The organism is Nocardioides alkalitolerans DSM 16699, assembly GCF_000426525.1.
Lineage (GTDB): Bacteria > Actinomycetota > Actinomycetes > Propionibacteriales > Nocardioidaceae > Nocardioides > Nocardioides alkalitolerans.
On sequence record NZ_AUFN01000010.1, the window covers coordinates 544,165 to 557,128 of the forward strand.

The 12,964-nt window shown below is 73.9% G+C and carries 10 protein-coding genes; 6 read left to right on the forward strand and 4 right to left on the reverse strand.

Annotated features, from left to right (window positions below):
- Positions 1-3: 3 nt before the first annotated feature.
- Together K329_RS24305 and K329_RS0103310 are read right to left on the reverse strand one after the other, a co-directional pair.
- A complete protein-coding gene (locus tag K329_RS24305) occupies positions 4-393 on the reverse strand; it encodes a DUF5709 domain-containing protein (protein ID WP_043641939.1) in 390 nt (129 codons plus the stop codon).
- A 76-nt stretch (positions 394-469) separates the two neighbouring features.
- Positions 470-1,189, reverse strand: coding sequence for a M50 family metallopeptidase (locus tag K329_RS0103310; RefSeq protein WP_245596422.1), 720 nt, complete (start codon positions 1,187-1,189; stop codon positions 470-472).
- 81 nt (positions 1,190-1,270) lie between these two features.
- Here K329_RS0103310 and K329_RS0103315 point away from each other — a divergent pair, with 81 nt between their 5' ends.
- Positions 1,271-3,397, forward strand: a complete 2,127-nt coding sequence (locus K329_RS0103315) for a S9 family peptidase (RefSeq protein ID WP_028471941.1) — start codon at positions 1,271-1,273, stop codon at positions 3,395-3,397.
- 108 nt (positions 3,398-3,505) lie between these two features.
- On the opposite strand, the gene K329_RS0103320 is transcribed toward K329_RS0103315, so the two are convergent.
- A complete protein-coding gene (locus K329_RS0103320) occupies positions 3,506-5,008 on the reverse strand; it encodes a malate:quinone oxidoreductase (protein WP_028471942.1) in 1,503 nt (500 codons plus the stop codon).
- 268 nt (positions 5,009-5,276) lie between these two features.
- Between K329_RS0103320 and K329_RS24310 the strand changes: the two genes are divergently transcribed.
- The 5 genes from K329_RS24310 (at position 5,277) to K329_RS0103350 (ending at position 11,165) form a co-directional block, all read left to right on the forward strand.
- Positions 5,277-5,876 carry a 2Fe-2S iron-sulfur cluster-binding protein gene (locus K329_RS24310; protein WP_052336297.1) on the forward strand — a complete coding sequence of 200 codons (600 nt, stop codon included), beginning with the start codon at positions 5,277-5,279 and terminating at the stop codon, positions 5,874-5,876.
- Positions 5,873-6,886 carry an FAD binding domain-containing protein gene (locus tag K329_RS0103335; RefSeq protein ID WP_028471944.1) on the forward strand — a complete coding sequence of 338 codons (1,014 nt, stop codon included), beginning with the start codon at positions 5,873-5,875 and terminating at the stop codon, positions 6,884-6,886. The genes K329_RS24310 and K329_RS0103335 overlap by 4 nt, the downstream gene beginning before the upstream one ends.
- Entirely contained in the window at positions 6,883-9,006 is a 2,124-nt protein-coding gene (locus K329_RS0103340) for a xanthine dehydrogenase family protein molybdopterin-binding subunit (protein WP_028471945.1), read from the forward strand. The genes K329_RS0103335 and K329_RS0103340 overlap by 4 nt, the downstream gene beginning before the upstream one ends.
- A 150-nt stretch (positions 9,007-9,156) precedes the next feature.
- Positions 9,157-10,557, forward strand: a complete 1,401-nt coding sequence (locus K329_RS0103345) for an MFS transporter (protein ID WP_028471946.1) — start codon at positions 9,157-9,159, stop codon at positions 10,555-10,557.
- Complete coding sequence (locus tag K329_RS0103350) at positions 10,554-11,165, forward strand: hypothetical protein (RefSeq protein ID WP_028471947.1); 612 nt, start codon at positions 10,554-10,556, stop codon at positions 11,163-11,165. Before K329_RS0103345 ends, K329_RS0103350 begins: the two co-directional genes overlap by 4 nt.
- Before the next feature lie 78 nt (positions 11,166-11,243).
- Here K329_RS0103350 and K329_RS0103355 read toward each other — a convergent pair whose 3' ends face one another.
- On the reverse strand, positions 11,244-12,935 hold the full coding sequence (locus K329_RS0103355; RefSeq protein WP_028471948.1) for a ribonuclease J: 1,692 nt from the start codon (positions 12,933-12,935) through the stop codon (positions 11,244-11,246).
- Positions 12,936-12,964 lie beyond the last annotated feature (29 nt).

A 12,964-nucleotide genomic window follows, 5' to 3' on the forward strand; every position in this document is an offset into this window, starting at 1 on the left:
GGGCTAGAGAGCGCCGTCGTCCTCGATCGTGTGCATGGCGGCCTCCTCGGCGCTGGCGCCGGCGCCGTCGATGCCCTCGTCCTCGGCGAACCCGGTGTCGTGGCGGCCGTCGTCGGTCGCGGCCAGCCGCCCGGTGCGCTCGCCGCCGACCTCACCGCCCACGGGGCCGTCGACGATCTCGGCGTCGAGCTCCTGCTGGAGGCCGTCCCACACCTCCGGCTCCTCCTGGGGCAGTCGCTCGTCGATGGTCTCGCCCTCGAGCTCCTCCGCCGCCGTCACGCCCTTCGCGTCCACGCCGCGGTAGCGCTCCGGCGGTGAGATGCCCTCGTCGAGCACGTCGTCGACGCCACGGTCGTCCAGGGTGTCCTCGGGCTGCAGCTGGTCCTCGCTCATGCCTCGAACCTACGCACGTCGGGCAACCCCCGGTCCACCCCCAGAGGCGTGACCGGCGCCGGGCGGGGGCGGTCGCTCACACCTCCGCGGCCGCCCACAGCAGCCAGCCCCCGCCGAGGGCCGCAGCCACGGTCACCAGAAGGAACACCCCCACCCAGACCGTGCCGGAGACCCGGGTCAGCCGCGCGAGCATGTCGGCGTCGGAGTGGGCCGCGCGTCCCGACCGGCGCTGCTGCTGCAGCTCGACGACGGGCCGCGGCCCGGCCAGCAGCAGGAAGCACGTGGCGACGTACGCCGTCGCGACCCGCACCTCCTCGGTGCCCCACCACGAGACCGCGAAGACGGCCGCGCCGGCCAGCAGCACGGCGTACAGGCCGAAGAAGTTGCGGATCTGCAGGAGCAGCAGCGTCAGCAGCAGGAGCGCCACCCACAGCGCCCCGATGGCGTAGCCCCGCGCGACCACGACCGCGGCGACCAGCCCGAGGAGGCTGGGCCCGACGTACCCCGCGAAGGCGGTCGCGACCATGCCGGGCCCCGTCGGCCGGCCGCGCGACACCGTGAGGCCCGAGGTGTCGGAGTGCAGCCGGATACCCGACAGTCGCCGGCCGCTCAGCAGGGCGGCCACGCCGTGGGCGCCCTCGTGGGCGATGGTGACCAGGTGGCGCGTACGACGCCACGCGGGCCGCCACACCACCAGGGCCAGCGCGAGCAGGGCGCAGGCCGCGGCGAGGCGGGGGTCGAGGGCGGGCTGGCGGGTCACTACGTCGCCGAGCACGCGGTCGAGGAGCTCGTTCACGCGGGCCAGCATCCCGTACGTCTCCACATCGTGACCTCGACCCGGGTGCCGGTGGCCCCCGTGGGTCGATAGCGTGCGGAGGTGACTCTCTCGGACCCCGGGCCGTTCGGCTCCCTCGACGACTACCTCGCCCTCCCCCGCACCGAGGGCCTGGCCCTCTCGCCCGACGGCACCCGCGTGGTGCTCACCGTCGCGACGCTGTCGGCCGACCGCACCCGCTACGAGCGGGCCCTGTGGGAGGTGCCCGCGGACGGCTCGGGCTCCCCGCGGCGCCTGACCCGTAGTACCGAGGGCGAGGCGGGCGCGGGCTTCACCGCCTCCGGCGACGTGCTCTTCGTGTCTGGCCGCGCCGGCGCCGACACCCCGAGCGGTACGACGAAGCCCCCCGCCCAGCTCTGGCTGCTGCCGGCGGGCGGCGGCGAGGCCCGCCCCGTGACGGCGCTGGCCGCCGGCGTCGACGCCCTCGCGGCGACCGCCGAGGCCGCCGACGTCGTCGTGCTCTCCTCGGCGCTGCTGCCGGGTACCACGACCTTCGAGGAGGACGCGGCGCTGCGTGCCGAGCGCAGCAAGCTGAAGGTGAACGCGATCCTGCACGAGACCTACCCCGTGCGGCACTGGGACCACGACCTCGGCCCCGACGAGCCCCACCTGCTGGGCCTCGACCTGCGCGCGCTGGGCGACGAGGTCGTGCACGCGCCGACGACCGACGACGCCGGCGAGGACGCCACGGACGGGGCCGACGGGACGGGCGACGGCGAGCCCACGCCGTACCCCGCCCACCTGCCGCGGCCCGCCGACCTCACCCCGCACCCGGGCCGGAGCGCCGACACCGCCGGCCAGGCGCTCACCCCCGACGGCCGCACCCTCGTCGTCGCCCTGCGGCGACCGCAGCACCGCGCCAGCCGCTTCGCGCTCGTGGCCGTCGACGTCACCACCGGCGCCCACACGGTGCTGCTCGACGACCCCTCCACCTACTACGAGTCCCCGGCCGTGAGCCACGACGGGCGCCTCGTGGCCTACGTGCGGTCCACCTTCTCCACCCCGGCCGGGTCGTCGGACCAGGAGCTCTGGGTGGTCGGCATCGACGGCTCCGAGCCGCGCCGCCTCGCCGCCGACTGGGACCACTGGCCCTCCAGCGTCGCCTTCGACCACGACGACCGGGCGCTCGTCGTCGTCGCCGACCACGACGGTCGCGCCCCGATCTTCCGCGTGCCCCTCGACGGCGGGCCCGTCGAGCAGGTGACCCACGACGACCACGCGTACGCCGGCGCCCGCGTCGACCGCACCACCGGCGCCGTCGTGGCCCTCCGGTCGAGCTGGAACGTGCCGCCCCACCCGGTGCGCGTCGAGCGCGACGGCACCGTCACGCCGCTGGCGACCCCCGCGGCCCCGCCCGCCCCGGTCGCGACGATGACCGAGGTCGAGACGACCGCCGACGACGGCGCCCGCGTGCGGGCCTGGCTGCTGCTGCCCGAGGGGGCCGACGCCACCACGCCGGCGCCGCTGCTGCTGTGGATCCACGGCGGGCCGCTCAACAGCTGGAACGCCTGGAGCTGGCGCTGGTGCGCCCAGCTCGCCGTGGCCCGCGGGTACGCCGTGCTGCTCCCCGACCCGGCCCTCTCCACCGGCTACGGTCTCGACTTCATCCAGCGCGGCTGGAACGCGTGGGGCGAGGCGCCGTACACCGACCTGATGGCGATCACGGACACGGTCGTCGCGCGTGACGACGTCGACGAGAGCCGCACCGCCGCGATGGGCGGGTCGTTCGGCGGCTACATGGCGAACTGGGTCGCGGGCCACACCGACCGCTTCCAGGCGATCGTGACGCACGCGAGCCTCTGGGCCCTCGACCAGTTCGCCGGCACCACCGACGGCGCGGACTACTGGCAGCAGATCTTCACACCCGAGGCGCTGGAGTCGAACTCGCCCCACCACTTCGTCGAGCAGATCGTGACGCCGACGCTGGTGATCCACGGCGACCGCGACTACCGCGTGCCGATCGGCGAGGGCAACCGGTTGTGGTCCGAGCTGGCGAAGCACTTCGCGGCCGAGGCCGGCTCCATGCCGCACCGCTACCTGTACTTCCCCGACGAGCACCACTGGGTGCTCGCGCCGCAGCACGCGAAGATCTGGTACGAGACCGTCTTCGCCTTCCTCGCCGAGCACGTGCTCGGGGAGGAGACGGAGCGCCCGCGCCTGCTGGGCTGACCCAGGGGAAGTTTCGCCGCTCGAGCGGCGAAACTGGAACCTTGCGCCCTGAATTCAGGGCGCAAGGAGGCGGTTTAACCGCTCGAGCGGTTAAACCGCGCCCCCGGCTCAGGCCACGCGCACGCGGTCGTCGCGCGGCGGCGCCTCGATGCCGAGCGTCTCGGCGGTGCGGGTCATCGTCGCCCAGGCCACGGCCGGGTCGTCGGCGAGCTGGGTGCCGTAGCTGGGCACCATCTCCTGCAGCTGCGGGCGCCAGCCCTCGACCCGGTCGGGCCAGCAGCGCTCGAGCAGCGACAGCATGATCGGCGCCGCCGTCGAGGCGCCCGGCGAGGCGCCGAGCAGGCCCGCGATGGTGCCGTCGCCGGCCGCGATCACCTCGGTGCCGAACTGGAGGATGCCGCCCTTCTCCGGGTCCTTCTTGATGACCTGGACGCGCTGGCCGGCCACGACCTTCTCCCAGTCGGCGGGGTCGGCGTCGGGCACGAACGACCGGAGCTCGGCGAACTTGGTCGACTTGCGCGCGAGCACCTGGGTGATGAGGTACCAGGTCAGCGGGATGTTGCGGAGACCGACCTGGAGCATCGGCAGCAGGTTGTGCCAGCGGATGGACGTGAAGAGGTCGAAGAGCGACCCGGTCTTGAGGAAGCGGGGGCTGAAGCCGGCGTACGGGCCGAACATCAGGCTGCGCTCGCCGCCCACGATGCGGGTGTCGAGGTGCGGCACCGACATCGGCGGCGCGCCGACGGCAGCCTTGCCGTAGACCTTCGCCTGGTGGCGCGCCACGACCTCGGGGTTGGTGGTGCGGAGGAACTCCCCGCTGACCGGGAAGCCGCCGTAGCCCTTGATCTCGTCGATCTTGGCCTTCTGCAGCAGGCGCAGCGCGTAGCCGCCGGCGCCCACGAACACGAAGCGGGCGTCGAACGAGAACGACTCGCCGCCGGCGACGCGCTTGCCGCTCACGCGCCAGTGGCCCGCGTCGGTGCGCTTCACGGAGCGGACCTCGGAGCCGAGCTCGACGGTGGCGCCGTGCTCGTGCAGCGAGAGCGTCAGCTCGCGGGTGAGGGAGCCGAAGTCGACGTCGGTGCCGGAGTCGATGCGCGTCGCGGCGATCGGCTGGGCCGGGTCGCGGTCGGCCATCATCAGCGGCGTCCAGCCCGCGATGACCTCGGGGTCCTCGCTGTACTCCATGCCGGCGAAGAGCGGGTGGTCGACGAGCGCCTCGTAGCGGCGGCGCAGGTAGTCGACGTTGTCGTCGCCCCACACGAAGCTGAGGTGGGGCGTCGGGTTGATGAACGAGGCGGGGTCGGGCAGCCGCCCGCTCTGCACGAGGAACGACCACAGCTGGCGCGAGACCTGGAACTGCTCGTTGACCTTCACCGCCTGGGCGATGTCGATCGAGCCGTCCGGCCGCTCGGGCGTGTAGTTGAGCTCGCACAGCGCCGAGTGGCCCGTGCCCGCGTTGTTCCACGGGCCCGACGACTCCTCGGCGAGGTTCTCGAGACGCTCGACCACCCGGATCCTCCAGGTGGGTTCGAGCTGCTGGAGCAGGACCCCGAGGGTCGCGCTCATGATGCCGCCACCGACCAGCGCCACGTCTACAGGTTCGTCCACGAGTCCTTTCTAAGTGAACGTCTTCACAAGGCGCACACCGGGGGTGGGCAAAGAGGCCATTATGTGGTAGACGTCACACCCTCCGAGCCGCGCGTCGCGTCGTCGCCCCTGGTCAGCGCGGTCGACTCGGACGCGCCGCACCTCCTCGGGAAGGACGGACGGAGGGAGCCCGTGCGGGTGGGTGTCGGGCCGGGACCCCTGGGTACCGCCCTCCCGAGGCCGTCGCCGACCAGGGCGGCCTCGACCCCGACCTCGGAGGCCACCCCTCATGGACACCTCGATCACCCTCACCGTGGACGGACGGCGGCACGACGTCGTCGTCGACACCCGGACGACGCTGCTCGACGCCCTGCGCGAGCGCCTGGCCGTCACCTCGGCGAAGAAGGGCTGCGACCACGGGCAGTGCGGGTCCTGCACCGTGCTGCTCGAGGGCCGCCGCCACCTCACCTGCCTGACCCTCGCCGTCGCCCACGACGGCGACGAGATCGTGACGGCCGCCGGCGTGAGCGCCCTCGAGGGCGGCGCGGGCGACGACGCCCCCACCTCCCTGCACCCCCTGCAGGAGGCGTTCCTCGCCCACGACGGCCTGCAGTGCGGCTACTGCACGCCCGGCCAGGTGTGCTCGGCGATCGGCATGCTCGACGAGGCCAAGCAGGGCCACCCGAGCCACGTCACCGACGACCTCGAGGAGTCCGTCGACCCGGCCGACCTCGACGACGACGAGGTCCGTGAGCGGATGAGCGGCAACCTCTGCCGCTGCGGGGCGTACGGCGGCATCGTCGACGCCATCCGGGAGGTCGCCGGCGGCGCGCCCCGCGAGGGGCAGCCGGACCGACCCGCGCAGCCCGAGCGGGAGGCGGCCCGATGAAGGAGCTCACCTACGTCCGGCCCACCGACGCCCGCGACGCCGTCGCACGGGTGAGCGACGACCCGCACGCCCGCTTCCTCGGCGGCGGCACCAACCTCGTCGACCACCTCAAGCTCGGCCTGCTGACCCCCGACGTGCTCGTCGACGTCAGCCGCCTGCCCCTCGACGAGGTCACCCGCCTCGACGACGGCACGCTGCGCATCGGCACGAACGTCCGCAACAGCGACCTGGCCGCGCACCCGGTCGTCCGCAGCTCCTACCCCGCCGTCACCCGGGCGCTGCTCGCCGGGGCGTCGGGCCAGATCCGCAACCAGGCCACCACCGGCGGCAACCTGCTCCAGCGCACCCGCTGCGTCTACTTCCAGGACGTCACGACGCCCTGCAACAAGCGCGAGCCCGGCAGCGGCTGCTCGGCGATCGGTGGCTACGGCCGGTACGACGCCGTGCTCGGCGCCAGCGAGGCCTGCGTCGCGACCCACCCGTCCGACCTGGCCGTGGCCCTCGCCGCCCTCGACGCGGTCGTGGTCGTGCTCGGTCGCGACGGCGAGCGCCGGGTGCCCATGAGCGACTTCCACCGCCTGCCCGGCCACCACCCCGAGACCGACACCACGCTCGCCCACGGCGAGCTGGTGACGTCCGTCGAGCTGCCGCCCGAGAGCGCGCTGACCCGCGCGTCGGACTACCGCAAGGTGCGCGACCGCGCGTCGTACGCCTTCGCCCTCGTCTCGGTGGCCGCCGCCCTCGAGCTGGACGGCGACGTCGTCCGCGACGTGCGCATCGCGTGGGGCGGGGTGGCCCACCGTCCGTGGCGGGCCGCGGCGGCCGAGGAGGCGCTGCGCGGCGAGACGTACTCGGAGGAGGCCGTGCGCGCCGCCGCCGAGCTCGAGCTCGCCGCCGCCGTGACGGGCCCCGACAACGCCTACAAGATCCCGATGGTCCGCAACGCCACGGCGTACGCCCTGCGGGGCCTGGCGGATCGCAGCAGCGAGCGGACGGGGGCCACCCGATGACCGTCCAGCAGGCACGCCCCGTGCCGAACCGTGCCGTCGGCATCGCCTCTGAGCGGGTCGACGGGCGCGAGAAGGTCACCGGCCTCGCGACGTACGCCGCCGAGCACCGCGACCTCCAGCTCGACGACCCGTTGCACGCCTGGATGGTGACCTCGACGATCGCGCGCGGCCGGGTGCTGCGCGTCGACGCCAGCGCCGCGCTGGCGCTGCCCGGGGTCGAGCGCGTGCTCGACCACGAGAACGCGCCCCGGGCAGCCAGCACCGACGACCGCGAACTGGCCGTGCTGCAGGACGACCGGGTCGGTTTCCGCGGCCAGATCGTCGCCCTGGTGCTCGCCGAGACCCCCGAGGCGGCCCGTGAGGGCGCTCGCCTGGTGTCGGTGCACTACGACGCCGAGCCCGCGACCGTCACGCTCGACGCGGCCGGCGAGGACGACTTCTACGCCCCCGAGCAGGTCAACGCCGGGCACGAGACCGACCTCGAGCAGGGCGACGTCGAGGCCGGTCTCGCCGGCGCCGCCGTGCGCGTCGAGGGCCGCTACTCCACGCCCGCCGAGCACAACAGCCCGATGGAGCCGCACGCGGCCACGGCGCGCTGGGACGGGTCCGTGCTCACCATGTACGACTCCACCCAGGCGGTGCACGCGGTCGCGGCGACGCTGGCCCCGATCCTCGGGCTCGAGCAGTCGCAGCTGCGGGTGCTCGCGCCGTACGTCGGGGGCGGCTTCGGCAGCAAGGGGCTCCCCCACGCGCCCGAGGTGGCCGCGGCGATGGCCGCGATGGCGGTGGAGGGCCGGCCGGTGAAGCTGGTCGTCACCCGGCAGCAGATGTTCGCGCTCACCGGCTACCGGCCCGAGACGATCAGCCACGTGCGCATCGGCGCCGAGCCCGACGGCCGCATCGTGGCCCTCGAGCACGCGGCGATCGGCGGCACGTCGCGCATCAAGGAGTACGCCGAGCAGACCGCCACCGCGGCCCGCATGATGTACGCCGGCGAGCACCGTCGCACGACGCACCGCGTGGCCGCGCTCGACGTGGCAGTGCCGTCCTGGATGCGGGCGCCGGGCGAGATGCCGGGCATGTTCGCGCTCGAGGTGGCTCTCGACGAGCTCGCCGAGGCCTGCGGGGTCGACCCCGTCGACCTGCGCGTGCGCAACGAGCCCGAGCTCGACCCCGAGACCGGCAACCCCTACAACGACCGCCGCCTGGTGGAGTGCCTCCAGCGGGGCGCCGAGCGGTTCGGCTGGGCCGACCGCCCGACCTCGCCGCAGGCGATCGTCGACGGCGACTGGTGGGTCGGCACCGGGGTGGCCTCCGCGACGTACCCGACGCTGTGGATGCCCGGCAACACCGCACGCATCACGGCCGACGAGGACGGCCGGTACGGCGTGGCGATCGGCGCCGTCGACATCGGCACCGGTGCGCGCACCGTGCTCGCCCAGATCGCCGCGGACGCCCTCGACGTGGACGTCGCGTCGATCGACCTCGCCATCGGCGACACCGACCTCCCGGCGGCCACCGTCGCGGGCGGGTCGGCCGGCACGGGGTCGTGGGGCACGGCGATCGTGCAGGCTGCGCAGCAGTTCCGGGCCGACCACGGCGACACCCCCGACCCGGGCGTCCAGACCACGGGCACGGCCGAGTCCTACCCCGATTCCGTCGGCCACGCCCTGCACTCGTTCGGGGCGACCTTCGCCGAGGTGCGCGTGCACCGCTGGACCGGCGAGCTGCGCGTGACCCGGCTGCTCGGCGTCTACTCCGTCGGGCGGGTCATCAACCCGACGACGGCCCGGTCGCAGTTCCTCGGCGGCCTCATCATGGGGCTCTCCGGGGCGCTGTTCGAGGAGTCCGTGCGCGACAGCCGCTTCGGGCACGTGGTGACGCAGGACCTCGCGACCTACCACGTCGCCTCCCACGCCGACGTGCGCGGGCTCGAGGTCGACTGGCTCGACGAGGAGGACCACCTCGCGACCCCGATGGGCTCGCGCGGCGTCGGCGAGATCGGCATCGTGGGCACGGCGGCGGCCATCGCCAACGCCGCCCACCATGCGACGGGGGTGCGGGTGCGCGACCTGCCGCTCACGGCCGACCTGTTCCTGGACGTGCCGCCGCTGCCCTGAGCCAGGGCACCGCACCGCGCGCGTCCCCGCGGTAGGTGGTACCCGTCGGACGGGCACCACCTACCGCGATCCGCGTGACGACCACGGACGATGACCTTCTCGACGACCCGACCGGGGCCGGACCGCCGGTCTCGCTGGAAGGATGGACGCGTGCGTCGAACCGTGGGTCCCCTGCTCGCCGTCACCGTGGCGCTCGTGCTCGCCGACTCCGCGGTCGTGACGCTCGCGCTGCCCGACATCCTCCGCCACCTCGACGCGTCCGTCGGCCAGGTCGCGTGGGTGCTCATCGCCTACAACCTCGTGCTCGGGCTCGGCGCCGTCCCGGCCGCCATGGGCCTGGCCCGGGCCCAGCCGCGGGTGCTGACGGCGGTGGGCATCGCGGTCTTCGCCGGTGCCTCCGCGTGGTGCGCGTTCGCGGACTCCATCGAGGTCCTGATCGTGGCGCGGTGCGTGCAGGCGGTCGGGGGCGCGCTCACCGTCGTGGGCTCGCTCGAGCTCTTCGTCTCCGAGTACGGCGAACGCCGCGGCGTCGGCGTCTGGGTCACGGCCGGCGTGGTGGGCACCGCCGCCGGCCCGTTCGCGGGCGGCCTCCTCACCGAGCTCATCTCCTGGCAGGCCATCTTCGTGGTGCAGGTGCCGTTCGCGGTGCTGGCGGTGCCGGCGGCGCTGGGCGCCCGCACGACCGTGCCCACCACCGCCACCGCGCCCGCCCCCGCAGGGGCGCCGACGGCGGAGGAGCCTGCCGTCGCCCCACGGAAGCGCCACCGCCCGGCCCTGGCGGCCAACCTCACCCTCGCGCTCGTCTCCGCGGCACTCACCGCGGCCCTCTTCCTGCTGGTGCTGCTGCTCGTCGAGGGCTGGCGCCACTCCCCCGGCACGGCGGCCCTGACCGTCTCCGTCGTCCCCGTCGCGGCGCTCGCCGCCGCGCCCCTCGCCCGCCTCCTGCGGCCCCCGCCGCAGGTCGAGGTCGCGGTCGGGTGCTTCCTGGTCGCCGGCGGCCTCGCGGCCCTCGCGATCCCGCCGTCGGCCCACCTGGCCTGGACGATCGCGCCCCAGGCGCTCGTCGGCCTCGGGCTCGGGCTGACGGTCGACCAGCTCACCGCCCGCGCCATGGAGATGCGCCTGCCCCGCGCGGAGCACGCCGGCTGGACCATCGGCGCCCGCCACCTCGGCGTGGTCGTGGGGCTCGCGATCCTCACCCCCGTCTTCACCGCCGACCTCCAGGATGCCCAGGAGCCCGCCCAGGAGGCCGTTGTCTCGATCGTGCTCGACGCCCCGCTGCAGCCGCAGGACAAGATCGCCGTCGCCGAGGCCCTGGGGGCCGCCCTCACCGACCAGGAGGGCCAGGTGCCCGACCTCGCTCCCGCGTTCGCCACCCTCGACCTCGAGCCGAGCGAGCGCCCGGCCGCCGCCGCGCTGGAGCGCGACCTCACCGGGCAGCTGGAGCGGGCCGCCACCCGCGCGTTCCGCGACTCGTTCCTGATCGGGGCCGGGCTCGCCCTCGCGGCCATGCTCGTGGTGCTGGTGCCGCGCCGCCGGAGGGTCGCGTGACGGGCCGCGTCCGCGGGGCGGGTACGGCGGCCGCCGCCGCCCTGCTCGTGGCCGGGGTGCTGGGCGTGCAGGTGGCGAACGGCGGCGGGGAGTTCGAGCCGCTGCGTCCCGCCGACGCCTGCGTCGAGCGCGACGTCACCGCCCAGGCCGACGGCATCGAGGGCCTCACGGAGAGCCTGGTGCTCCTCGGCATCGACGGCGCCGCCTGCCGGCTCGACGTCAGCCGCGAGCGGCTCACGCTCGACCTGGCGCAGCCGGGCGAGCGCACGGACGCCGAGATCGACGCGCTGCGGGCGGGGCTGAAGGACGCCGTCGTGAGGATGGAGGAGGACGGCACGCTGCCGCCGTCGTCCGAGCTGGTCGACGAGGCCCTCGACTCCTCGGACCTCAACGGGTTCGTCAAGGGCGCGATCCGGCTGCTCCCCGACTCCGCGATCGACTCGGCCCTGAAGACCGACGACGTGCTCACCCGCGCCATCGACGACCTCGACCTGCGCGAGCTGCTCGCCGACCTCGGCGACGGCGACGAGCTGAACCAGCAGATCGAGGACGCGGTCACCGAGGCCGTGAAGGCCTCCCTGGCCGACCGCCTGCGCAACCTCGTCTGAGGGCCCCGACGACAGCAACGGCCCCCGGATCTCTCCGGGGGCCGTTGCAGCGGTGCGAGTCGTACGACGGGCTGTGGCTCAGGCGTCGATGACGATCGGGATGATCAGCGGGTTGCGCCGGAAGGCCCGCTGCGCCCAGCGCGCGACGTCGCGGCCGATCATCTGCTCGAGCTGGCGCGCGTCGCCGATGCCCTCGGCGGCGGCGCGGGTCAGCGTCTTCTTGATGACCGCCACGGCCGGGTCGAACGACGACGGGTCGTGCTCGAAGCCGCGCACCAGGAAGTCCGGCGGGTCGGTGAGCTCGCCGGTGTCGGCGTCGACGATCGCGAGCACGGTCACGACCCCCTCCTCGGCGAGCGTGCGGCGGTCCTTGAGCGTCGCCTCCGTGACGCCGCCGACGGTCTGGGCGTCGACGTACACGTTGCCGACGGCGACCTTGCCGACGATCTTGGCCTTGCCGCGGGCCAGGTCGACGACCACGCCGTCCTCGGCGAGCACGACCCGCGACGGGTCGGTGCCGGTGCTGATGGCGAGGTCGGCGTTCGCCCGGAGGTGGCGGTACTCGCCGTGCACCGGCATGACGTTGCCGGGCTTGGTGATGTTGTAGAGGTACACGAGCTCGCCGGCGCTGGCGTGGCCCGAGACGTGCACCTTCGCGTTGCCCTTGTGGACGACGTGGGCGCCCCAACGGGTCAGGCCGTTGATGAGGTTCGAGATCGCGTTCTCGTTGCCGGGCACGACCGAGCTCGCCATGAGGATGGTGTCGCCCTCACCGACGCGGATCTTGTGCTCGCGGTTGGCCATCCGCGACAGCGCGGCGAGCGGCTCGCCCTGGGAGCCGGTGCAGACCAGCGTGGCCTTGTTGGCCGGCAGCTTCTCGAGCTGGTCGAGCGGCACGATGAGGCCCTGCGGCACCTTGAGGTAGCCGAGCTCTTGCGCGACGCCCATGTTGCGCACCATCGAGCGGCCGACGAAGGCCACCTTGCGTCCGTGCGCGTGGCTCTGGTCGAGGATCTGCTGGATGCGGTGCACGTGGCTCGCGAAGCTGGAGACGATCACGCGGCGCGGCGCCGTGCGGAAGACCTGCTCGATCGCCGGCACGAGCTCGCGCTCGGACGTCGTGAACCCGGGCACCTCGGCGTTCGTCGAGTCGGTGAGGAGCAGGTCGATGCCCTCGTCGGCCAGACGGGCGAAGGCACGCAGGTCGGTGATCCGGCGGTCGAGCGGGAACTGGTCCATCTTGAAGTCGCCGGTGTGCACGACGAGGCCGGCCCGCGTGCGGATGCCGACGGCGAGGCTGTCCGGGATGGAGTGGTTGACCGCGAGGAACTCGAGGTCGAACGGCGCGTAGGTGTCGCTGAGCCGCTCGTCCTCCATGACCTCGTGGAGCTTCGGGACGATCCGGTGCTCCTTCAGCTTCTCCTTGATGAGCGCCAGGGTCAGCTTGGAGCCGATCAGGGGGATGTCCGCGCGCTCGCGCAGCAGGTACGGGACACCGCCGATGTGGTCCTCGTGGCCGTGCGTCAGCACGATGCCCACGATGTCCTTCAGGCGGTCCCTGATGGAGCTGAAGTCGGGCAGGATCACGTCGACGCCGGGCTGGTGCTCCTCGGGGAAGAGCACCCCGCAGTCGACGATCAGGAGCTTGCCGGCGTGCTCGAAGACGGTCATGTTGCGACCGATCTCGCCGAGGCCGCCGAGGGCGGTGACGCGCAGCGCGTCGCGGGCCAGCTTCGGGGGACGCCGCAGCTCCGGGTGGGGATGGCTCAAGGTGTGTCCGTTCTTCGCCGGTCACGACC

What these genes read in the sequence shown, in the direction of transcription:
- K329_RS24310 (WP_052336297.1), top strand. Translation starts at nt 5,277, where the DNA reads ATGGACACCTCGATCACCCTCACCGTGGACGGACGGCGGCACGACGTC.
- K329_RS0103340 (WP_028471945.1), top strand. Translation starts at nt 6,883, where the DNA reads ATGACCGTCCAGCAGGCACGCCCCGTGCCGAACCGTGCCGTCGGCATC.
- K329_RS0103335 (WP_028471944.1), top strand. Translation starts at nt 5,873, where the DNA reads ATGAAGGAGCTCACCTACGTCCGGCCCACCGACGCCCGCGACGCCGTC.
- K329_RS24305 (WP_043641939.1), bottom strand. Translation starts at nt 393, where the DNA reads ATGAGCGAGGACCAGCTGCAGCCCGAGGACACCCTGGACGACCGTGGC.